The following is a 21,291-nucleotide window of genomic DNA, read 5'->3' as shown; positions in this document are numbered from 1 at the left end:
GATCACTTCAGGTCGCCAGCCTTGTCAACTCGGGTGCGAAACGGGCCATGGAAAAGCTGTCGATCGGCGTGGACGTCCTGCCGGTGGCGATCAACTCGGCCATCGTTTCGCCCACACCCGGGCTGATCGCGAAGCCCTCGCCGCTGAAGCCGAAGGCGTAGTGAAGCCCCGGCACGCGTGCGCTGGGGCCCATCACCGGTTGCCGGTCGCCGGTGTAGCCCTCGATGCCGCTCCACACGCGGATCAGCTGCACATGCGCGAAGGCCGGCACCAGGCGGCGCAGCTCGCGCAGCTGGCGAAGCACGTTGTCGGGCTTCACGTACGCGCGGATCGTGTCCGCATCGGCCGTCCCCCTGAGCCCGCCGCCAAAGACGACATTGCCGCGCGAGATCTGGCGGAAATACATGATCTCGTGATCGGTGGGCGACGACACGCCGATCGCGGGCCGGATGGCATAGGGCAGCGGCTCCGTCACGCCCATCTGCGGCCCGCGCACTTCCATCGGCACGGCCTCGCCGAACTGTTCGGCCATGCGATTCGACCATGCACCACAGGCCACCAGCAGTTGCTGCGCACGAAAGCGCCGGCCGTCCGCCGTGTGTGCGACGAAGCCTCCGCCGTCGCGCTCGACCTTCAGCACCTCGGCATGCTCGACGATGTTCGCGCCTGCGCGCCGCGCTGCGCGCGCGAAGGCCGGACCCGCCAGGCGCGGATTGGCATGGCCGTCGTTTGGAGAAAACGTGCCGGCCACGACCTCGGGCGAGAAGATGCCCCAGCGCCGGCGCAGCTGCTGGGCACTGAACAACTCGAGGTCCAGCCCCAGCGGCTTGACGTCCCTCGCGTATTGTTCCAGCACCGCGCCCTGCTTCTCGGTGTAGCAGACGCGCAGGTGGCCATACGGCGCGAATTCCAGGTCCTCGCCCAGCAGTTCCTTCACACGTCCCCAGACCGCTAGAGCCCGGTTGGCCAGCGGCATCTGCGCCAGCGCACGGCCCTGGCGGCGCACATTGCCGAAGTTGGTGCCGCTGGCCTGGCGCCCCACCAGCTCGCGCTCGAGCAGCGTGACCGACCGGCCGTGATCGCGGCGCAGGAAGAAGGCCGCGGTGGTTCCCATCAGGCCACCGCCCAGAACCAGCACGTCAGTGTCGAGGGGTTCGCCGCTCATGGCGATACCTCGCGTGTGTTCATCATCAGTGGCTTGACCGGGGCCTGCGTGCGCAGCCGCCCCACCTGTTCGACAGGGATGCCACAGGTGTGCGCTACGATTTCGGCCGCGGCATGGCCGCAGAAGCGGCCCTGGCAGCGGCCCATGCCGATGCGGCTGAAGGCCTTGGCGCGGTTGACTTCGCGGCTGTCCATGTCGGTCACGCAGCGGCGCAACTCGCCGGCGGTCACGGCTTCGCAGCGGCAAACCACCGCGTCATCGGGCAAGGCCGCAGCCTGCGGGTGCGGCCACGGGAAGGCGCATGCCAGGCCTTTGCGGAAGCGATCCATCTTTGCCAGTGTGTGCCGAAGCGCAGCCGATTCGGCGCCATACAGCGTGTTGCCCGGCGCATGGCCCAGGTCGGCGAGCGCCGCCAACGCGGCCAGCCGGCCGGCCGCTTCGGCGCCGTCGGCCCCGAGGATGCGCGCGCCGTCGCCTGCCAGGTACACGCCGCGCGTGCTGCTGCGGCCGTCGACATCGATGCGCGGCAGCCACTGCCGGCTCACCGGTTCGAAATCGAACTCGCAGCGCGCCAGGTCGGCCAGCTGCGTCTCGGCACGCAGGTGCCAGCCGAGGCCCACCGCGTTGCAATCGAAGCGCAGCTGCCGGCCCGCGGAGTCGCGCACCGCGACAGCCTGCACACCCAGCGTGTCGTCACCATCGATGGCGAGCGGCGTCACGCCCTGAAGCACCGGCACGCCGGCGCGGCGCAGGCCGCGAATCAACCCGAGTCCGCGACATGCGAGGAGCGGCCGCGCGAGCAGTCCGCGCAGCGCGCCCCACGACTTGACGGCAGGCGCCGTGTCGAGCACCGCTGCCACCTGCGCGCCGGCCTGCACGTACTGCGATGCGACCAGGTACAGCAGCGGCCCGCTGCCGAGGAAGACGACGCGGCTGCCGATCGCGCAGGCTTGCGCCTTCAGCGCAATCTGCGCGGCGCCGAGGCTGTAGCAGCCGGCGCGCTGCCAGCCGGGCACGGGCATCAGGCGATCGGTGGCGCCTGAGCAGATGAGCAAGGCGTCGAAAGGCAAGTTCTGCGGTTCCCCCGCGTTCACGACGTGCAGCGTGCCTTCGCTCAGGTTCCAGGCCAGCGTCTCGCTACGGTAGTCGATGCGGTCCCGCAGCGCGTCGAAGTCGCTGTGCAAGGCCTGCGCCTTCGCCGCCTCGGTGCCATACAGCTTGGCATAGGGGCGCTTGAAGCCCTCGGGCTGGCGGCGGTAGATCTGGCCGCCGTCGCGCCGGCCTTCGTCCACGACGACGGGCCGCAGCCCTGCCTGCACCAGTGCCTGCGCAGCACGCACGCCGGCGGGCCCGGTGCCGACCACGACAACACGCGGTGCGCTGGCTGGTGCGCCGTTCACGCTGAGATCTCCCCGGCGCTGCGTGCGATGGACTGCTGGAGGTCGGGTGTCGCAGGCCAGTGCTGCGCGGGCGGCCGCGTGCAGATCGACATGCCTGCTTCCACCACCGTCGAGCACGCGCGCAAGCGCTCGCCCGCTGATGTCCAGACCCAGCAGTCCTGGCAGGCGCCCATCAGGCAGAAGCCGGCGCGCGGACCATCGCCGAATTCGCTGTCGCGCACACGCCGCCCATGGTTGAGCAGTGCCACCAGCAGTGTGTCGCCAACCAGCGCGGTGGCGGGCCGGCCGTCGATCTGCAGCGTCAGCGCGGGTCTGTCGGTTTCGGCCAGCCGAACGAAGCGGGCGGGCGATCCAGAGCGAGGTGGGAGGCTTGGCATGGCGTGAGCCGATTGGGCGCGGAGCCTAGCCGACGGCCTGCGTGACGGTCGCGAACAGCGTCGATGCGCCGGGTGGCGTCTCGAGCGGCGCGCCGCGCACCATCGTGGTTGGCGCGTCCACGCGCAGCAGGCCGATGCGCTCGAGCCATTCGGCCAGCCCGGTCGCGAAATCGATGTCGATGCGTGTGAAGTGCCCGGCGTTGATGCCGGCAAGGTGCGCAATCAGTGCCTTGGCGCCTTCAGCGTCGGGCGCCACCACGGGCCCGATCAAGTGGCCCCGGCCAAACCGGCGCAGCATCGCGAAGCCACGCGGCTCGGTGTTTTGGTCCAGCACGACGCAGGCGTCGGCGCTGTCGAGCAGGTCGGCGATCAACGCATCGCGTGGCATGCCGCGCGCCGCAGCGTCGAGTGCCTGCAGCGCAGGCGCGTCGTGCAGGTCCGCGGGCCGCACCCGCCAGCCCGATGGCAGCGCGACCGGGGGCACCGACTGCGCCGTGCCCTGGTGCTGGCGCAGCTCCCCGGTGCGCACGAAGCCCAGCCGCTCATACAGGCCTTGCCCTTCGGCGGTCGCGTGCAGCAACACCGTGTGCGCGTCCAGGCCTTCGAGCAGCGTGCTCATCAGCCTGTGTCCGATGCGCCGGCCCTGGCATGCGGGCGTCACCACCACCAGGCCGATGGTGGCGTGACGCTCGCCCCAGCGCCAGCGCAGCGCGGTGGCAACGAGCTCGCCGGCGCGCTCGGCGACGATGCCCTCCGCGTGCGCGAACACCTGCTCCCAGTCCGCCAGCCGGTGCGGCCAGCGCAACTCGGCAGTCAGCCCATGCGCGAGCGGCAGGTCTGCGGCGGTCATCGGTCTCAGCACCACGTCGTCGACAGCGGGTGCAACCAAGGTGCTTTCAGGCATCGGAGAGCCTCTGTGGGCATTGAACACGCACCCATCTTGGACGAGTTCGACACGATTCGCCAGACCGAATTCGCACATTGCCGCAACTCGCAAGCATCGGCTGCCGCGGCCGCCTGTTTCGCTATTCAATGCCGCAACGCGCGCGCTGGCGCACACAAATGCCATGACAGGTTGCAGGCATCGCGTGCTGTTCGGGGTCCTGAATCTCGATCGCGGATTCCCATCGATGAATTCCCCCGCAGGGTGGACCGCATCGCATGCTGCCGCGGCCCTTCGAACCGCAGATTCCGCGCGTCAGCCGCCGCATTTCCGTACAGCCCGATCGCTGCTGCGTGCTGAAATCACCCAGGTCGAGTTCACCGCAATCGCATCTGTCACACCTGTCACTCAAGGAGTAGAGACCATGAGCTTTCGTCCCAAGTACATCACCTTCGACTGCTACGGCACGCTGACGCGCTTTCGCATGGGCGACATGGCGCGCGAGATGTTCGCCGACCGCGTTGCGCGCGAGCAGATGGACCAGTTCGTGGCCGACTTCGCCGCCTACCGCTTCGACGAGGTGCTCGGCGCCTGGCAGCCCTACGAGGTGGTGCTGAAGAACGCCGTGCGCCGCCTTTGCCGCAAATGGAAGCTGTCGCTTCGCGTCGCTTGCCCTCTGCCTTCTCNCATCCTGTCCGACCTCGGCCCGGCGACGCCAGGCGTTCGAATACATGCTCGACTCGCTGGGCTGCAATCCGGAAGACGTGCTGCACGTGTCTTCCAGCATGCGCTACGACCTGATGTCGGCCGACGACCTGGGCATCGTCAACAAGGTGTTCGTCAACCGCGGTCACGGCCCCGGCAACCCGGCATACCGCTACACCGAGATCGCCGACATCGGCGGCCTGCCCGGCGTGGTCGGCCTCTGACGTTCCCCAGGCGTTCGCACGTCGTGGCGCTCGACGGGCGCTTCCTGCTGCTGCACGAGGAGGCGCCTGACAAAGCGCTGTGAAGGGCATCCCATGTCGGAAGCAAGGTAGCATCTTGAAATGATCCGCCGCCCCGCCCTGGTCGGACCATCGATAGCGCCGCGACAACCAAGGGTGTTACCGCGAATGGAGCATCCGCATGTGGAGCATATTGGGCGATCTCGTCATCGGGTTCTTCGATTTCGTTGCCGATGTCTTGTTGTTCAGGGCGCTGCGCCGCAAGCACGGTCGCCGTGACCGCAGTGTTGCCGAGGACACGTTCGAGGTCGCACGCTTCGATTTCGTCACGATGGTTCTTGTCGCGCTGGTCTGCGCCGGGTTGATGCTTTTGCTGACATTCGGCTTGGGCCTTCCGGCGGGCTGGAGCGTCGGGATCGGCGTCACCGTCGGAGTTATCTGGGGAGTCTGGCGATACGCTCAATTGGTTCGTGAGCGATGAGCGCGGCGCGGCCCGTGGCTATCCCCCTCCCCGAACCACGCACATGAGCCTTGCCACGCAAAAAAGCCGCCCGAAGGCGGCTTTGTTTTGCGCGGCAAGGCGCCAGGTTCAGGACCCGCTGCCCACACGCCCGGCGCGCAGCGCCAACCGCGTGTCTTCACGCACCTGCTCGCGGGTGAGCGTCGATGGCACCTTCGGGGCCTGTGCGTAGTGCAGGCCGGTGTCGAAGTCGGCGATCGAGCCGTCGGCGCGGGCCTGGGCCAGTTCGGCCTTCACCTGCGCGCGGGTCAGGCCCGACGGGGACGCCGGGGCCTGGGCGTACGCAGTGCCGGCGTCGAAACGCTCGACCGAAGCCCGGTCAGCCTGCGTCACGGCCACGCGCTGGGTGGACCGGGCCGGCGCCGGGCCGAAGCCGGTCAGCGGGTCGAACTCGCCACCGGCGAAGGCGGACGTGGTGCCCAGAACGGCGAGGGCGGCGGCGGCGAAGAGTTGCTTGCGGTTCATGATCGAAATCCTTGGGTCACGGAGGTTTGGAGGTGCCGGGCACGGCGGCCTCGTTGCCGTCTTGTCCTGCTTCGGTGAGGTGTTCGTCTCATCGATGGCTCTACTGTAGGCATTGCGACTCGATCAATAAACGGGCAAAGCGTAAACTACGTGTTGCTGCAAATGAAATGATTGGAGCGAGCGCATGGACAGACTTCATTCGATGCGGGTGTTCGCGCGGGTCATCGACGAGGGCAGTTTTGCCCGGGCCGCGCGCGAGATGAACCTCTCGGCGGCAGTGGTGACCCGGCTGGTCGCCGACCTCGAGGAGCACCTCGGCGCACGCCTCATCAACCGCACCACGCGCCGCCTCGCGCTCACCGACACGGGCGAGCTGTACCTGGAGCGTGTGCGCCAGATCCTGTCGGAGGTGGACGAGGCCGAGGCCCAGGCCAGCGCCGCCACGTCCGAGCCGCGCGGCCACCTGCGCGTGCTCGTGCCACCCGCGTTCGCGGTGCACCAGCTGGCCAAGCACCTGCCGCGTTTCCGCGAGGCCTACCCGCTGGTCACGCTCGAGCTGTCGGTGCCGGGGGTGGTGGAAACGGTGGACGAGAACCACGACGTGACCATCATCACGTCCACCCGCCAGGTGCTCGACGGCGACTTCATCGCCCGCCGCCTGGCCAAGTCCGAGGTGGTGATGTGCGCGGCGCCTGCGTACCTCGATGCGAAGGGCCGCCCGCAGCACCCGAACGAGCTGCTGGGCCACGAGGCCATGATCCCGACGTTCGCGCGCGAGGCCACGTTCCACCGGTACTTCCCGTCATCCACCCCGGACGACGACGACGTGACGATCATCCTGCACCGGCCCGCGCTGGGAACCATCCACATCGACACCATGTACGCCGGTGCGTTGGCGGGGCTCGGCCTGGCGCCGTTGCCGTCCTACGTGGTGGAGGATGCGTTGCTCGAAAACGCGCTGGAGCGGGTGCTGCCCGAGTGGTACCTGATGACCACCACGATCTACGCGGCCATGCCCACGCGCAAGTACGTGCCGGCACGCACGCGCGCGTTCATCGATTTCCTCGTCGCCACGTTCGGCGGCGAGGAAAAGGACCCGTGGCTGGGCGCCGCGGGCTGTGGCGTGCGTCAGTAGAAGCCTTCGATGCGGGCGGTGCCGGCCAGGCGCTCCAGCAGGTGGGCGAGGGGGCCGAGGCCGTTGTAGCGCGAGGCCACGCGGTGGGCGTAGCGCCACACGAGCGGCAGGTCGTCGAGGTAGGTGTCCTTGCCGTCGCGGTGTGACAGCCGAGCGAAGATGCCGAGCACCTTCAGGTGGCGCTGCAGGCCCATCCATTCGAAGTTGCGCCAGAACGCTCCGAAGTCTTCACCCACCGGCAGGCCCGCCTTGCGCGCGCGCTCCCAGTACCGCACGGCGTAGTCGATCTGCACTTCCTCGTCCAGTTCGACATAGGCGTCGCGCAGCACGCTCGCGACGTCGTACGTGATGGGCCCCCACACCGCGTCCTGGAAGTCGAGGATGCCGGGGTTGGCCGCGCTGCCGGGCTCCCCGCTGAGCATCAGGTTGCGTGAGTGGTAGTCGCGGTGCACCAGCACCGAGGGCTGCGCGAGGTTGTTCTCGAGGATGAGCCCCACGCAGGCCGCGAGTTTGGCGGCCTCGTCGTCGGACAGCTCGGTGCCGATGTGCCGCGCCACGTACCAGTCGGGGAACAACTGCATTTCCCTCGCGAGCAGCGCGCGGTCGTAGGCCGGCACCAGGCCCTCGGCGGCGATGCCCTGCAGGCGCACCAGCGCGGCCAGTGCATCACCGTAGAGTGCGCGGGCATTGCCGTCGTCGAGGGCGGACAGGTAGGTGCGGTCGCCGAGGTCGGACAGCAGCATGAAGCCGCGGGCCTCGTCCCATGCGATCACCTCGGGCGCGTTGAGCCCGGCGCCGCGCAGCAGGCCGGCCATGTGCACGAACGGGCTGCAGTCTTCCTGCGCGGGCGGGGCGTCCATCACGATGCGCGGGCCATCGGCCGTGTCCACCCGGAAGTAGCGGCGGAAGCTCGCGTCGGCGCTGGCGCTGCGAACGGTCGCCGGGTCGATGCCGTGTGCCGGTGCCAGGCCCCCGAGCCACTGCTCGAAAGCGGCTTGGCGTTGCGGGTCCGTCCAGGCGATGGGGGGGGAAGTCGGGGAGGTGGATGACGACATGGCGCAGGATGGGCAGGGTTGAGGGTGCCGAGGACCGGACCCTCGTGGATAATCCCGATTCTACAAACCGCTGCCCCCGCGCCCTGCAGTTCCTGAGGCGTCCGGCAATCCCCCGGGTCAACCGGCACGTCTCGCCTCCGAACCTCTTGCTTCGCCCGCCTTCGTCCCCCTTGCCCGTGCCCTCTGCCGCCGCCCGACGCCTGTGCGCCGGTGCGATGCTCGTGGCTGCGGCATGGTCGCCGTTCGCTGCGGCAGAGACCGGCCCGCTGGCCGACCGTGACCAACCCATCCTCGTCGATGCCGACAACATCGAGGGCAAACCCGATGGCGCCGTGGTGGCCACCGGGGAAGTCTCGTTGCGCCAGGGCCCCCTGCGCATCGAGGCCGACCGGCTGAGCTACGACCAGGCCACCGACATCGCGCGCGGTTCCGGCAACGTGCGCCTCACGAGCGACGAGGGCTGGTTCAGCGGTCCCGAGGTCGAATTGGCGGTGAAGAAGTTCGCCGGCTACTTCACGCACCCCACCTACTACATCGCCCGCACGAAGGCCGGCGGCAACGCGTCGCGCTGGGATTTCATCGACCGCGAACACGCCGTCGCCCACGACGCCACCTACACCAGCTGCCTGCCCGACGGTTCCGGCGCCCCGGCCTGGCTGTTGTCAGCCGACCGCGTGCAACTCGACTTCGACAAGAACGAGGGCATCGCCGATGGTGCGGTGCTGCGCTTCTACGGGGTGCCCATCCTCGCCGCCCCGAGTTTCACGTTCCCGCTGTCCGACGACCGAAAGTCCGGCTGGCTGCCACCCAACCCCACGCTCGACAGCAAGGGCGGGTTCCAGTTCTCCATCCCCTACTACTGGAACATGGCGCCCAACCGCGACATGACGCTGACCCCGTCGATCAGCGCGCGGCGCGGCCTGGGCCTCGACACCGAGTTCCGCTACCTGCAGCCCGCCCACGAAGGCATCGTGCGCTGGCACACGCTGCCGCGCGACGAACTGGCCGGCGGCAGCCGCGGCGCGCTGCGGCTGCTCCTCGAAGGGGCTTTGCCGGGCGACACGCTGTACCAGGTCGACAGCGTGCGCGTCTCCGACAACGACTACTGGAAAGACTTCGCGCGCAACGTCAACAGCGCCTCGGTCACGCCGCGCCTTCTGGGGGCCGATCTGAAGGTGTCCCGCCACTTCGACCGATGGACCCCCTATGCCCGCGTGAAACGCTGGCAGGTGCTGCAGGACAACGACCTGAGCGAACCGTTGCTCGAAGCGCCGTACGACCGCCTGCCGCAGGTGGGCGTGCGCGCCTCGCAGCCGCTGCCGGGCGGGCTCCAGCTGGGTTTCGAGACCGAATACAACCGGTTCGTGAACCCGCACCAGTACACGGATGACCCGCGCGTGCCGCTCACCTCCGCCGGCACCACGCGGATCACCGGGTCGCGAGCGCACGCATTGGGTGCGCTCAGCCTCCCGTACATCACGCCGGGCTGGTCCATCGTGCCCAAGGTCAGCATGAACGCGGCGTCGTATGCGCTCGATACCCCGGTGACCTCCGGCGTGTACCAGGGCCAGAAGCACGTGAGCCGCGTGATCCCGTCGTTCAGCGTCGACACCCAGATGACGTTCGAGCGCGACGCAGACTGGTTCGGCCGCGCGGTGCGCCAGACGCTCGAGCCGCGCCTCCTGTACGTGAAGACGTCCTACCGCGAGCAGGCCGGGCTGCCCAACTTCGATTCGGCCGAGCGCGACTTCAACGTCGACTCCATCTACACCGAAAACGCGTTCTCGGGTGTGGACCGGGTGTCCGACGCCAACCAGCTCACCACCGGTGTGACCACCCGCGTGCTCGACCCGGTCACTGGCTCCGAAACCGTGCGGCTGGGCATCGCCCAGCGCATCCTGTTCGCCGACCAGCGGGTGTCGCCCGACGACGGCGAACCGGTCACGCAGAGCTTCTCCGACGTGCTGCTGTTCGGCTCGTCGAACTTGTCGCGCCGCTGGTACCTCGACGCCGCCATCCAGTACAACCACGACCAGAAGCGCACCATGCGTTCCGTGGTGGGCGCCCGTTACACCACCGATGGCTACCGCACCGTCGGGCTCGCCTACCGCTACAAGGTCGGGGAGTCGGAGCAGGTCGACCTGTCCTGGCAATGGCCGTTGTACGGCCCGGCCCGCAAGGGTGGCGGTGGTTCGGGGTCGTGCAGCAACGGCAGCTGGTTCACGGCGGGCCGCGTGAACTACAGCCTGTTCGAGCGCCGTGTCACCGACTCGGTGGGCGCCGTCGAGTACGACTCCGGCTGCTGGATCGGCCGTGTCCTGGCCCGGCGCCAGTCCACCAGCACCAGCCAGGCCACCACGCAGATGGGCCTGGAAATCGAGTTCGTCGGCCTGTCGCGCCTGGGCACGAACAACCCCACGCGGGTCCTGAAGGACAATATCCCGGGCTACCGCCCACTGCGCAACGAATCCGACGCGCCCGCTGCACCCTGAAGCACCCCCATGATGTCACTGCCCCGATTTTCCCGCGCCCTGCTGACGCCGCTGCTGATCTCGGTCTTGATCGGCCTCGGTTCGCCGCTCTCGCAGGCCCAGACGCGCCGGCCGGTGCCCCGCACCGCCGACTACATCCTGGCCGTCGTGAACCAGGAGCTGGTGACCGCCAACGAACTGGAGCTGCGCCTGGTCCAGGTGCGCGAGGAAGCCCGCCGCACCGGCAACCGGCTGCCGCCCGACGACGAACTGCGCAAGCAGCTGCTCGACGCCTTGATCGACGAGCGGGTGCAGATCACCTACGCCCGAGAAACCGGCATCCGCGTCGATGACGCCGAACTCGAGCGGGCCGTGGGCAACGTGGCCGCGCAGAACCAGCTGACCGCCACGCAACTGCGTGACCGGCTGCGCGCCGAGGGCATCGACTACACGCGCTTTCGCAACAACGTCCGTGACCAGATCATGATGGAGCGGAGCCGCGAGCGCGAGGTGCAGGCCCGCATCAAGATCACCGACGGCGAGATCGACGACTACCTCGCCAAGCAGCGGGGCGATGCGGCCAACACGCAGTTCAACATCGCCCAGGTGCTCGTGGTGGTGCCCGAGGGGGCCTCCGATGCCGTCGTGGCCGAGCGCGAGGCAGTGGCCCAGGCGGCCCTCGCCCGCATCCAGGCGGGCGGTTCGTTCGAGGCCGAGGCCAAGGCGCTGTCCGGCGACGCCAACAAGGACAAGGGCGGCGAAATCGGCCTGCGGCCGGCGGCTCGCCTGCCCGAGATCTTCGTGAACGTCGTGCGCAACCTCACCCCCGGCCAGGTGTCGCCCACGCTGCTGCGCAGCGGCGCGGGTTTCCACATCCTGAAGGTGATCGAACGCCGCGATGCCGGTGACCTCACCGTCACGCAGACGCGCGCCCGCCACATCCTGATCCGCCCCACGCAGCAGGTCACCCAGCAGGCCGCCAGCCGCCGCCTGCTCGAGTTCAAGCGCCAGATCGAAAGCGGCGCCAAGTCGTTCGAGTCCCTGGCCCGCGAACACTCGGAAGACGGCAGCGGCCCGCAGGGTGGTGACCTGGGCTGGGTGGCGCCGGGTGCATTCGTGCCCGAGTTCGAGGAAGCCATGAACGGCCTCAAGATCAACGGCATCTCCGAGCCCGTGGTGTCGCGCTTCGGGGTGCACCTGATCCAGGTCGTGGGCCGCCGCGAGGTGCAGGTCGACGTGAAGCAGCAGCGCGAGCAGGCCCGTGCCGCCTTGCGCGAGCAGAAATACGAGGAAGTGCACACCGACTGGCTCCGCGAGCTGCGCGCGCGTGCCTACATCGAGATGCGCGAGCCGCCGCAGTGACAATCGCCCGAACCGGAACGCGCGCGTGAGCCACATCCCCCGAAAGCGATTCGGCCAGCACTTCCTGTCCGACAGGGCGATGGTCGAGGCCATCGTCGACACGATCGACCCGTTGCCTGGCCAGGCGCTGGTGGAGATCGGGCCGGGCCTGGGCGCCATGACCAACCCGCTGGTGGAACGGTGCAAGCACCTGACCGTCATCGAACTCGACCGCGACCTGGCCGCGCGCCTGCGCAAGCGCCCCGAACTCGAGGTGATCGAGTCCGACGTGCTGAAGGTCGATTTCACCGCGCTGGCTGCCGCCCACACGCAGCCGCTGCGGGTGGTGGGCAACCTGCCGTACAACATCTCCACGCCCATCCTGTTCCACCTGCTCGACGTGGTGGACCTCGTGGCCGACCAGCACTTCATGCTGCAGAAGGAGGTGGTGGACCGCATGGCCGCCGCACCGGGCAGCAAGGACTACGGCCGCCTGAGCGTGATGCTGCAGTGGCGCTACCGCATCGAATCGGTGCTGGATGTGCCGCCCGAGTGTTTCGACCCGCCACCGCGCGTGGACTCGGCCATCGTGCGCATGAACCCGCTGCCGGCACCCGCGGGCGTGGACGCCGCGCTGCTGGGGGAACTGGTGACCACCGCGTTCTCGCAACGCCGCAAGGTGTTGCGCAACACGCTGGGCAAGTGGCTCGACGCCCGGGGCTTTTCGGGCGAGGTGGACCTGAGCCGCCGCGCCGAGGAGGTGCCGGTGGCCGAGTACCTGGCGCTGGCCGCGGCCGTGGCGGCGCTGCCTGGCCGGCCCTGAACACAGGCCGCAGCCGCCATGAAAAAAGCCCGCTGACGCGGGCTTCATTCATCGAGGCGGTGTGAGGATGCCGTCAGGCAGCACTCAGCCACATCGACGTGTCGAACGCGCTGCTCATCATCGGCATGTTCATGCCGAAGTTCGCGTTGGCGGCGTTCTTCGAGGCGGGTTTCGCCGGTTTTTCAGCAGCAATCGGGGCCGTATCGTTAGCCCGCTCCCATGACCCTTGTTCTTGGGAGCGGGCTACTGAAAAGAATAGAAACAGCGGAAGGGGATCTTTCGCTCGGCCCAGAAATCCGCCGCGTCGCGGAACACATCGAGCAGTTGCTCGCGGGCCTCGCGGTCGAAACGGGGGTTGTCGGGCAACTGTTCGAGCACCACCACGAAGCCGGGCTGGGTGCCTGACTTGTGAACGAGGTCCGTCATGCAGTCGTACAGCGCGTCGAGGTTCTTGCCGAAGTGTGCCGGGAACAAGAAGGACTCGGCAATGGCCTCCATCACGTCCTGCTTGCTTTGCGCAGCAGTCAGGTTGGCGTAGAGGAAGTGCTGGCCGACGCTTTGGGCGGCGTCCTGCAGGTCTTCCACGCGGTAGGCGCGTATCGACTGAACAATGTTTGGACGGACTGTCTGCAACAGCATGGTCGCGTTCCTCCTTAGGTCTAGATGAATGACTTCGGCACCGGCGGTCACTTCACGATGCGGCGAAAGCTCGCGTAGTGGTCGTCGGTGTAGTAACAGGTGTCGGGGACCGTCACCTCGCGGCCCCCGCACACGATCCGCCGGGCCCCCCGGTCGCGCGTGCCCACCGTCTTCACGGTGTATTCGCGGTAATAACCCCGAGGGCTGTTCGGCAGGAGACGCTCCCGGTTGCCGAACACCGCTCCGTCCTTCGAATAGGGGAAAGGTCCGCCCTGCTGGATGAGTTGCAGGGTGTTCACCGCTTGTGCCGGGAGTTCGACGGCCTGGACCGACGCCGTCAGGCTGCCTTGGGTTGGCCCCTTGGCCCAAGCCTCGGGCACCACTGCACCGATGATGAGCGCGGAGGTGGCCAGGACAAGGCTGGGAGCGAACTGACGACAGACTTGCCGAATGGCCGACCCAGCGGTGAAGGACACGGGTTTTCCCTAGAACGACAAACCGTCATGTTACCGAATCGGGCGAAAAAGCTCAAGCCGCTGCCTCAAAAGAAGGCAGCGGCCGAGGGCCGATAGTGCGTGCTCACAAGACTTTTTCGCCTTGCTTTCACTGACGATTTACGCGGGAAACGTGCGTTCGCAGGGTTTGAAAAGAGATGTGAAGCCAGGCGGCGACACGGGGTGCGAGTTCCGCCTGGTGGAAGGGTCAGCGAATGGCGTTGGCGTCGGCGACGGTCAGCGCGGTCATGTTGACGATGCGGCGCACCGTGGCCGAGGGGGTCAGCACGTGCACCGGCTTGGCCGCGCCCAGCAGCACCGGGCCGATGGCGATGCCGCCGCCGGCAGCCGTCTTCAGCAGGTTGTAGCTGATGTTGGCGGCGTCGATGTTGGGCATCACGAGCAGGTTGGCTTCACCGGTCAGCGAGCTGAACGGCATGATCTGTTCGCGGGCCTTGGCGTCGAGCGCCACGTCGCCGTGCATTTCGCCGTCCACCTCGAGCCATGGGGCGGTTTCCTGCAGCAGCTTCAGCGTGTCGCGCATCTTCACGGCCGACGGCTGGGGGCTCGAGCCGAAGTTGCTGTGCGACAGCAGCGCGGCGCGCGGGTTCAGGCCGAAGCGTTTCATCTCCTCGGCGGCCATCACGGTGATCTCGGCGAGCTGTTCTGCCGTGGGGTCGTAGTTCACGTGGGTGTCGACCACCCAGAACATGCGGTTCGGCAGGATCAGCCCGTTCATCGCCGCGTAGGTCTTGGCACCCTTGCGCTTGCCGATCACCTGGTCGATGTAGTTCAGGTGCATCGACGTGGTGCCCCAGGTACCGCACAGCAAGCCGTCGACCTCGCCCTTGTGCAGGAGCATGGCGCCGATCAGCGTGAGGCGGCGGCGCATCTCGATCTTGGCGAGCTGCTGCGTGACCCCCTTGCGGGCGGTCAGCTGGTGGTAGGTCTGCCAGTAGTCGCGGTAGCGGTCGTCCTGCTCCACGTTGACGACGTCGTAGTCGCGCCCGGCCTGCAGGCGCAGGCCGAACTTCTCGCAGCGCTGCTCGATGATGGCCGGGCGGCCGATCAGCGTGGGGCGGGCGAGGCCTTCGTCGACGACGATCTGCACCGCGCGCAGCACACGCTCTTCCTCACCCTCGGCGTAGGCCACGCGGCGGTTCTTCGCGCCCTTGGCGAGCGAGAAGATGGGCTTCATCGTGGTGCCGGAGGCGTACACGAACGTGTTGAGCTTCTCGCGGTACGCGTCCATGTCCGCGATGGGGCGGGTGGCCACGCCGGAGTCGACGGCGGCCTTGGCCACGGCCGGCGCGATCTTCATCATCAGGCGCGGGTCGAACGGCTTCGGAATCAGGTACTCGGGACCGAAGCTCAGGTTCACGCCGGCATAGGCGGCAGCCACCACCTCGCTCTGCTCGGCCTGGGCCAGGTCGGCGATGGCATGCACCGCGGCAATCTCCATCTCGATGGTGATCGTGGTGGCACCCGAGTCGAGTGCGCCGCGGAAGATGTACGGGAAACACAGGACGTTGTTGACCTGGTTCGGGTAATCCGTGCGGCCGGTGGCGATGATCGCGTCGGAGCGAACTTCCTTGACCTCTTCCGGCAGGATTTCCGGCGTGGGGTTGGCCAGTGCCAGGATGATGGGCTGCGCCGCCATCTTCGCGACCATGTCCTTCTTCAGCACGCCACCGGCGCTCAGGCCGAGGAAGATGTCGGCGTCGGCCATCACCTCGCCCAGCGTGCGCAGCGGCGTCTTCTGGGCGAAGGTGATCTTGTCCTCGTCCATCAGCTCGGTGCGGCCTTCGTACACGACACCGGCCAGATCGGTCACCCAGATGTTCTCGCGCGGCACGCCCAGCTTCACGAGCAGCCCGAGGCACGCGAGCGCCGCGGCGCCGGCGCCCGAGGCCACGAGCTTGACCTTCTTGATGTCCTTGCCGGTGACCTTCAGCGCGTTGAGCACCGCGGCGCCCACCACGATGGCCGTGCCGTGCTGGTCGTCGTGGAAGACCGGGATGTTCATGCGCTCGCGCAGCTTGCGTTCGACGTAGAAGCAGTCGGGGGCCTTGATGTCCTCGAGGTTGATGCCGCCGAACGTGGGTTCGAGCGCGGCGATCAGGTCGACGAGCTTGTCGAGGTTGCGTTCGTTCACCTCGATGTCGAACACGTCGATGCCGGCGAACTTCTTGAAGAGCACGCCCTTGCCCTCCATCACGGGCTTGGCGGCCAGCGGGCCGATGTCACCCAGGCCCAGCACTGCCGTGCCGTTCGTGATCACCGCGACGAGGTTGCCGCGCGAGGTGTAGCGGAATGCGTTCGCCGGGTCGGCGACGATTTCCTCGCAGGCCGCGGCCACGCCGGGCGAGTAGGCCAGCGCGAGGTCGCGCTGGTTCACGAGCTGCTTGGTGGCGGCAATGGCCACCTTGCCGGGGGTGGGGAACTCGTGGTACTCGAGGGCGGCACGCCGGAGTTCGGCGCGTTTTTCTTCTGCGTTGGCCATGACGGTGATTCTCGCGGTGGTCTTGGAGACGGGGCGTGGGTCGGCGATTGTAGGAGCGTTGTTCGGCACACCCGTGCTGGAACGCGATTGCACTCCGCCCGGCGGCCGGGCACATGCGCGAAACTGCGTAGAGGAGGCCCTCGCACGTCGGCAATACTCGCCGGATGAGTGCGCCGCCTCCCATGCCTTCTTCCGCCGAGCTGATCCGGCCGCGCCGCTGGCGGCGGGCGCTGCTGTGGGCGATGCTCGTGTCGCTGCTGCTCGTGGCGCAGTCGCTGCTCGTGTGGCTCACGCTCAATTTCGAGAGCAACCGTGCGCAGGAGGTCGTCGAAGGGGTGGCGGCCGCGGTGGTGGTCGACCTGAAGCAGGCGCTGCGCCGCGACCAGCAGAACCTGCAGGCACTGCTGTGGAACAACCCGTCGTCCGACGAGTGGCGCCAGGATGCCGCCACGCTGCTGCGCACGCGCCGGGAACTGCTGCGCGTCGAGCGCCGCGGCGAAGACATGACCGTCACCGGGTCGGTCGACTCGCCGTTCCAGCAACCGGTGTTCAGCCAGATCCCCCGCGACGACCTCGACCTCGAGGCCGACCTCGCCTGCGCCGCGGCGAAGCGCCAGGCCGGCCCGGCGTACTCGCGCACCTACTTCGTGCCCATGTCGGGGGCCATGGGCCAGGAGGTCGTCGACCTCTGCATGCCGGTCGTCAACGAGGGGCGGGCGGAGGGGTTCATGGTCAGCACCCTGTCGCTGCCCCGCCTGCTCGACGAGGTGGTGCCCAACGAGGTGATGCGCGGGCACGAGATCCTGTTCGTCGAAGGCGACGGCACCCGCCTCGCGCGGGCCGGGGTGCCGCGGGGGGCGGGCGTGTTCAAGTCAGAGCGCCTCGTGGACCTGCCGGGCCTGACCTTGCAGCTGCGGGTGGACAGCAGCGGCGGGCGGCCACAGCTGATCCCGAACCTCACCACCGCGCTGGTGCTGGGCCTGTCGCTCGCCCTCGGTGCGGTTGTGGCACTGCTGGCGCGCGACGTGCGCAAGCGGGCGAATGCCGAATCCGCGCTGGCCGAGTCACTCGCCTTCCGCAAGGCCATGGAGGACTCGCTCGTCACCGGCCTGCGCGCGCGCGACCTGCAGGGCCGCATCACCTATGTGAACCCGGCGTTCTGCAACATGGTGGGCTTCCCGGCGGCGGAACTGATCGGGCAGATGGTGCCGTCGTACTGGCCGCCCGAGAAGGTGACCGAGTACCTCGAGCGGCAGGCCGTGCGCCTGTCGGGCACCACGGCGCCACCGCGGGAGGGGTTCGAGACGGTGTTCATGCACCGTGACGGTGCGCGCTTCCCGGTCATGATCTACGAGGCGCCGCTGGTGGACGGCACCGGCACCCACACCGGCTGGATGAGCGCCACGCTCGACCTGAGCGCGCAGCGCAAGGTGGAGGAGATGTCTCGCCAGCAGCAGGAGCGGCTGCAGGCCACCGCACGGCTGGCCACGGTGGGCGAGATGGCGTCGTTGCTGAGCCACGAGCTGAACCAGCCGCTCGCGGCCATCGCCAGCTATGCCGCCGGTTCGCTGAACCTGATGAACGACCCGGCGGAGGACACCCCGGTGCTGCTGCGCCAGGCTGCGCAGCGCATCGCCGAGCAGGCCGAACGCGCCGGCCGTGTCATCAAGAGCGTGCACGACTTCGTGCGGCGGCGCGAGCAGGCCCACGAACCGGTGCGTGCCGACCAGCTGATCGACTCGGTGCTGCCGCTCGTGCGGCTGCAGGCGCGAAAGAGTGGCGCCCGCATCGAGATCGACCTGCCCAGCCCGGTGCCGAGGGTGGTGTGCGACCGCACGATGCTCGAGCAGGTGATGCTGAACCTGACCCGCAACGGCATCCAGGCGATGGAGTCCGACACCCCGCTCGAGCGGCGCGAGCTGCGCATCCGGGTGCGCCAGTCGCACCCGCGGTGGGTCACGTTCAGCATCATCGACCACGGCCCCGGCGTGAACCCCGACGTGGCGTCGCGCCTGTTCACCCCGTTTTTCACCACCCGAACCGAAGGCATGGGCCTGGGGCTGAGCTTGTGCCGCACGGTGATCGAGCAGCACGGCGGGGTGCTGGACTTCCAGAACCTGCAGGGTCAAGATGGGAAACCTGGCGGGGCAGAATTCAGGTTCACGCTGGTTGCGGAGGCGCCTCACGGGCCTTCGCACGCGGCGCGCGCGCGCGCCTCCGACTCCTCGACCCGATAGGTTCACCGCGTTCCATGACCCTCCACACCACGCCCCCGCTCGGTCTGCCGATGGTCTACCTCGTGGACGACGAGGACGTGATACGCGACGCGCTGGCGTGGCTGCTGCGGTCGCGCCGGCTGCTGTCCGAGGGCTTCGCCAGCGCCGAGGCGTTCGAGACCATGCTCGACACCCACCCGCTGCCGGGCCGCACCGACCCCACCAAGGCCGCGTGGCCGTCGGCCCCCAGCTGCCTGCTGCTCGACGTGCGCATGCCCGGCATGAGCGGCCTGGTGCTGTTCGACAACCTGATCGAACGCGGCCTGCTGCCGCTGATGCCCGTCATCTTCCTGACCGGCCATGGTGACGTGCCCACCGCGGTGGCCGCGGTCAAGCGCGGTGCGTTCGACTTCGTCGAAAAACCGTTCTCCGACAACGCCCTGGTCGACCGCGTGGAGCGGGCCCTGGCCGCCAGCGGCGAGGCCATCAGCCGCCAGCGCGCCCGCCAGGCCGTGCAACGGCGCCTGGCCGACCTCACCGAGCGCGAGCGCGAGGTGATGCACTGCGTCATCGACGGCCGCCCCAACAAGCTGATCGCCGACGTGCTCAACATCAGCGTGCGCACCGTCGAGGTCCACCGGGCCCGGGTGTTCGAGAAGATGGACGTCAAGTCGGCGGTGGAGTTGGCGAACGTGTTGCGGGACCACGGCAACGCGGGGGGCTGATTTCCAGTGTCACCCCGGCGCACGTCGGGGCCCGCCGTGTGCAAACGCGCTGACTGGTTGAATTCACCCCCGGCCTTCGCCGGGAAGACAGGGCGGGCTCCGGCGACAATCCCCTCCATGAGCTCTCTGGGTGAATTCGACCTGATCGCCGCGTACTTCACCCGCCCCGTGATCCGGGCGGCACTGGGTGTCGGCGACGACTGCGCGCTGCTGGTGCCCACGCCGGGCATGCAGCTGGCCACGTCCAGCGACATGCTGGTCGAGGGCCGCCACTTCCTGTCCACCGTGCCCCCCGACCGCCTGGGCCACAAGGCCCTCGCGGTGAACCTCAGCGACCTCGCCGCCTGTGGCGCGCGGCCGCTCGGGTTCACGCTGGCGTTGGCGCTGCCGCGGGTGGACGAAACCTTCCTCGCCGGCTTCTCGCGCGGCCTGCTGGCGCTGGCCGACACCCACGGCTGCGAGCTGGTGGGCGGCGACACCACGCAAGGGCCGCTCAACATCTGCATCACCGTGTTCGGTGAGGTGCCGCCCGGCCAGGCGCTGCTGCGCTCGGGCGCCCGCGCGGGCGACGACCTGTACGTGAGCGGCACCGTCGGCGACGCCCGCCTGGCGCTCGAAGCCTTCCGCGGCACCACGCCGCTCACGGGTGGCATCTTCGAGCGGGTGCGCCTTGCCATGGAGCAGCCGGCGCCGCGCGTGGGGTTGGGCCTGGCGCTGCGTGGCGTGGCCTCGAGCGCCATCGACGTGTCCGACGGCCTGCTCGGCGACCTGGGCCACATCCTGCGCCGCTCGGGCGTGGGCGCGGTGGTCGACGCCGATGCCCTGCCACGCAGTGCAGACCTGGCCGCCCAGCCCATCGACGTGCAGCGCGAATGCGGCCTCGCCGGCGGTGATGACTACGAGTTGCTGTTCACCGCGCCGCCCGGCCAGGCCGGCGCGGTCACCCTGGCCGCCCGCGAGAGTGGCGTGCCCGTCACCCGCATCGGCCGCATCGAAGCCACCCCCGGCCTGCGGCTCGTCGACGGCCGCGGCGCGGCCTTGCCCCACACCTTCGGCTCCTTCGATCACTTCAAGTCATGACCGACGACCCCGGCCAACCGCCGCTGCAACCCCTCCAACCCGCTCCCATCCGCCGGCCCTCGTTGCGCTTCATGTTCCGCCACCCGGCGCACGTGATCGCGCTCGGGTTCGGCAGCGGCCTGTCGCCGGTGGCGCCGGGCACGGTGGGCACGCTGTGGGCGTGGCTCGCATTCATCGTGATGCGCCCGGTGCTGACCGACCTGCACTGGGCCCTGCTCCTGTCGCTGGGCACCCTCGTCGGCTGGTGGGCCTGCACCGTCACCGCGCGCCACATGGCCGTGGCCGACCCGGGCGCCATCGTGTGGGACGAGGTGATCGCGTTCTGGCTGGTGCTGTGGCTCGTCACCCCCACCGGTCTCTGGGGCCAGCTGGCCGCGTTTGCGCTGTTCCGCTTTTTCGACGCCGTCAAACCTGGCCCGGTGGCCTGGGCCGACGGCCTGTTCAAGGGCCGCACCGGCCAGCCCGTGGGGTGGGCGCAGGGGTTCGGCATCCTGTTCGATGACCTGGTGGCGGCGTTGTGCACGCTGATGGTCCTGGCGCTGTGGCGCTGGTGGCAATGAACACGAACCCGATCGATGCGGCCGAACCGGCCGTTCGGGCCCTGGCGGCCGCCCTGGCCGCCCGCGGGCTGACGCTGGCCACCGCCGAGTCGTGTACCGGCGGGTTGATCGCCGCGGCCTGCACGGCCATTGCGGGTTCGAGCGACTGGTTCGAGCGCGGCGTGGTCACCTACAGCAACGAGGCCAAGACCGAACTGCTCGGCGTGCCGGCCGCCACCATCGCCCGGTTCGGCGCGGTCAGTGCCGAGGTGGCGCTGGCCATGGCCGAAGGCGTGCTGGCCCGCACGCCGGCCGCGCTGGCGCTGGCCGTGACGGGCGTTGCCGGCCCGGGTGGCGGTTCCCCGGCCAAGCCGGTGGGCACGGTGTGGCTCGCCTGGGGCGTGCGGGGTGGGGTGTGTGACACCCGCCTGCTGCAACTCGGCGGCGATCGCGCCGCCATCCGGCTGCAAACGGTGCTGCTGGCGCTGGAGGCCGGCCTCGCCGCGCTGTGAG

Annotated in this window: 19 protein-coding genes and 2 pseudogenes; 12 read left to right on the top strand and 9 right to left on the bottom strand. The window is 68.8% G+C overall.

The features are described 5' to 3' along the window. Nucleotides 1-7: 7 nt before the first annotated feature. The 4 genes from ASC87_RS18130 to ASC87_RS18115 are packed head-to-tail and all read right to left on the bottom strand — an operon-like array spanning nucleotide 8 to nucleotide 3,846. Nucleotides 8-1,165, bottom strand: a complete 1,158-nt coding sequence (locus ASC87_RS18130; RefSeq protein ID WP_056665196.1) for an FAD-binding oxidoreductase — start codon at nucleotides 1,163-1,165, stop codon at nucleotides 8-10. Next, entirely contained in the window at nucleotides 1,162-2,565 is a 1,404-nt protein-coding gene (locus tag ASC87_RS18125; RefSeq protein ID WP_056665194.1) for an NAD(P)/FAD-dependent oxidoreductase, read from the bottom strand. Before ASC87_RS18125 ends, ASC87_RS18130 begins: the two co-directional genes overlap by 4 nt. Beyond that, complete coding sequence (locus ASC87_RS18120; protein WP_056665191.1) at nucleotides 2,562-2,942, bottom strand: (2Fe-2S)-binding protein; 381 nt, start codon at nucleotides 2,940-2,942, stop codon at nucleotides 2,562-2,564. The genes ASC87_RS18125 and ASC87_RS18120 overlap by 4 nt, the downstream gene beginning before the upstream one ends. 25 nt (nucleotides 2,943-2,967) lie before the next feature. Continuing rightward, nucleotides 2,968-3,846, bottom strand: coding sequence for a GNAT family N-acetyltransferase (locus ASC87_RS18115; protein ID WP_056665188.1), 879 nt, complete (start codon nucleotides 3,844-3,846; stop codon nucleotides 2,968-2,970). Nucleotides 3,847-4,249: 403 nt separating this feature from the next. Here ASC87_RS18115 and ASC87_RS33275 point away from each other — a divergent pair. The 3 genes and pseudogenes from ASC87_RS33275 to ASC87_RS18105 all read left to right on the top strand — a co-directional run. Continuing rightward, a pseudogene (locus ASC87_RS33275) lies at nucleotides 4,250-4,511 on the top strand (haloacid dehalogenase type II); the annotation flags it as partial. Between the two features lies 1 nt (nucleotide 4,512). Beyond that, nucleotides 4,513-4,754: pseudogene (locus tag ASC87_RS33270) on the top strand (haloacid dehalogenase type II); the annotation flags it as partial. A gap of 199 nt (nucleotides 4,755-4,953) precedes the next feature. Further along, nucleotides 4,954-5,253 carry a hypothetical protein gene (locus ASC87_RS18105; RefSeq protein ID WP_056665186.1) on the top strand — a complete coding sequence of 100 codons (300 nt, stop codon included), beginning with the start codon at nucleotides 4,954-4,956 and terminating at the stop codon, nucleotides 5,251-5,253. A gap of 108 nt (nucleotides 5,254-5,361) precedes the next feature. Here ASC87_RS18105 and ASC87_RS18100 read toward each other — a convergent pair whose 3' ends face one another. After that, nucleotides 5,362-5,757 carry a DUF4148 domain-containing protein gene (locus ASC87_RS18100; RefSeq protein WP_056665183.1) on the bottom strand — a complete coding sequence of 132 codons (396 nt, stop codon included), beginning with the start codon at nucleotides 5,755-5,757 and terminating at the stop codon, nucleotides 5,362-5,364. 184 nt (nucleotides 5,758-5,941) lie between these two features. Between ASC87_RS18100 and ASC87_RS18095 the strand changes: the two genes are divergently transcribed. Further along, nucleotides 5,942-6,892, top strand: coding sequence for a LysR family transcriptional regulator (locus tag ASC87_RS18095; protein WP_056665180.1), 951 nt, complete (start codon nucleotides 5,942-5,944; stop codon nucleotides 6,890-6,892). Here ASC87_RS18095 and ASC87_RS18090 read toward each other — a convergent pair. Then, nucleotides 6,886-7,947, bottom strand: a complete 1,062-nt coding sequence (locus ASC87_RS18090; protein WP_082568722.1) for an aminoglycoside phosphotransferase family protein — start codon at nucleotides 7,945-7,947, stop codon at nucleotides 6,886-6,888. The two genes, ASC87_RS18095 and ASC87_RS18090, sit on opposite strands and share 7 nt — an antisense overlap. Before the next feature lie 176 nt (nucleotides 7,948-8,123). Here ASC87_RS18090 and ASC87_RS18085 point away from each other — a divergent pair, with 176 nt between their 5' ends. From ASC87_RS18085 to rsmA, 3 genes are read left to right on the top strand one after another with little or no spacing between them, the layout of a single operon-like run. Then, a complete protein-coding gene (locus tag ASC87_RS18085) occupies nucleotides 8,124-10,439 on the top strand; it encodes an LPS-assembly protein LptD (RefSeq protein ID WP_162255180.1) in 2,316 nt (771 codons plus the stop codon). Nucleotides 10,440-10,448: 9 nt separating this feature from the next. Next, a complete protein-coding gene (locus ASC87_RS18080) occupies nucleotides 10,449-11,780 on the top strand; it encodes a peptidylprolyl isomerase (RefSeq protein ID WP_056665173.1) in 1,332 nt (443 codons plus the stop codon). A 25-nt stretch (nucleotides 11,781-11,805) separates the two neighbouring features. Continuing rightward, nucleotides 11,806-12,582, top strand: a complete 777-nt coding sequence (gene rsmA, locus ASC87_RS18075; RefSeq protein WP_056665168.1) for a 16S rRNA (adenine(1518)-N(6)/adenine(1519)-N(6))-dimethyltransferase RsmA — start codon at nucleotides 11,806-11,808, stop codon at nucleotides 12,580-12,582. Between the two features lie 243 nt (nucleotides 12,583-12,825). On the opposite strand, the gene ASC87_RS18070 is transcribed toward rsmA, so the two are convergent. The 3 genes from ASC87_RS18070 to ASC87_RS18060 all read right to left on the bottom strand — a co-directional run bounded on the left by ASC87_RS18070 (nucleotide 12,826) and on the right by ASC87_RS18060 (nucleotide 16,218). Continuing rightward, nucleotides 12,826-13,221 carry a barstar family protein gene (locus tag ASC87_RS18070; protein WP_056665165.1) on the bottom strand — a complete coding sequence of 132 codons (396 nt, stop codon included), beginning with the start codon at nucleotides 13,219-13,221 and terminating at the stop codon, nucleotides 12,826-12,828. Between the two features lie 47 nt (nucleotides 13,222-13,268). Continuing rightward, the gene (locus ASC87_RS18065; RefSeq protein ID WP_369820774.1) at nucleotides 13,269-13,697 is read right to left on the bottom strand and encodes a ribonuclease domain-containing protein; all 429 of its coding nucleotides are present in this window, start codon (nucleotides 13,695-13,697) and stop codon (nucleotides 13,269-13,271) included. A 226-nt stretch (nucleotides 13,698-13,923) separates the two neighbouring features. Continuing rightward, complete coding sequence (locus ASC87_RS18060; RefSeq protein ID WP_056665162.1) at nucleotides 13,924-16,218, bottom strand: NADP-dependent malic enzyme; 2,295 nt, start codon at nucleotides 16,216-16,218, stop codon at nucleotides 13,924-13,926. Nucleotides 16,219-16,400: 182 nt separating this feature from the next. Here ASC87_RS18060 and ASC87_RS18055 point away from each other — a divergent pair, with 182 nt between their 5' ends. The 5 genes from ASC87_RS18055 to ASC87_RS18035 all read left to right on the top strand — a co-directional run bounded on the left by ASC87_RS18055 (nucleotide 16,401) and on the right by ASC87_RS18035 (nucleotide 21,290). Continuing rightward, nucleotides 16,401-18,455, top strand: a complete 2,055-nt coding sequence (locus ASC87_RS18055; protein ID WP_056665158.1) for an ATP-binding protein — start codon at nucleotides 16,401-16,403, stop codon at nucleotides 18,453-18,455. Between the two features lie 14 nt (nucleotides 18,456-18,469). Further along, nucleotides 18,470-19,159, top strand: coding sequence for a response regulator transcription factor (locus ASC87_RS18050; RefSeq protein WP_056665155.1), 690 nt, complete (start codon nucleotides 18,470-18,472; stop codon nucleotides 19,157-19,159). Nucleotides 19,160-19,285: 126 nt separating this feature from the next. Continuing rightward, nucleotides 19,286-20,239 (top strand): thiamine-phosphate kinase, encoded by a 954-nt coding sequence (gene thiL, locus ASC87_RS18045; RefSeq protein WP_056665312.1) that lies wholly within the window; start codon nucleotides 19,286-19,288, stop codon nucleotides 20,237-20,239. After that, entirely contained in the window at nucleotides 20,236-20,799 is a 564-nt protein-coding gene (locus ASC87_RS18040; RefSeq protein ID WP_056665152.1) for a phosphatidylglycerophosphatase A, read from the top strand. Before thiL ends, ASC87_RS18040 begins: the two co-directional genes overlap by 4 nt. Continuing rightward, the gene (locus ASC87_RS18035; protein ID WP_157604111.1) at nucleotides 20,796-21,290 is read left to right on the top strand and encodes a CinA family protein; all 495 of its coding nucleotides are present in this window, start codon (nucleotides 20,796-20,798) and stop codon (nucleotides 21,288-21,290) included. The genes ASC87_RS18040 and ASC87_RS18035 overlap by 4 nt, the downstream gene beginning before the upstream one ends. Nucleotide 21,291 lies beyond the last annotated feature (1 nt).

Source organism: Rhizobacter sp. Root1221 (assembly GCF_001425785.1).
Lineage (GTDB): Bacteria > Pseudomonadota > Gammaproteobacteria > Burkholderiales > Burkholderiaceae_C > Rhizobacter.
Note: the sequence above shows the minus strand (reverse complement) of the source record. Positions and strands in the feature narration are given on the sequence as shown.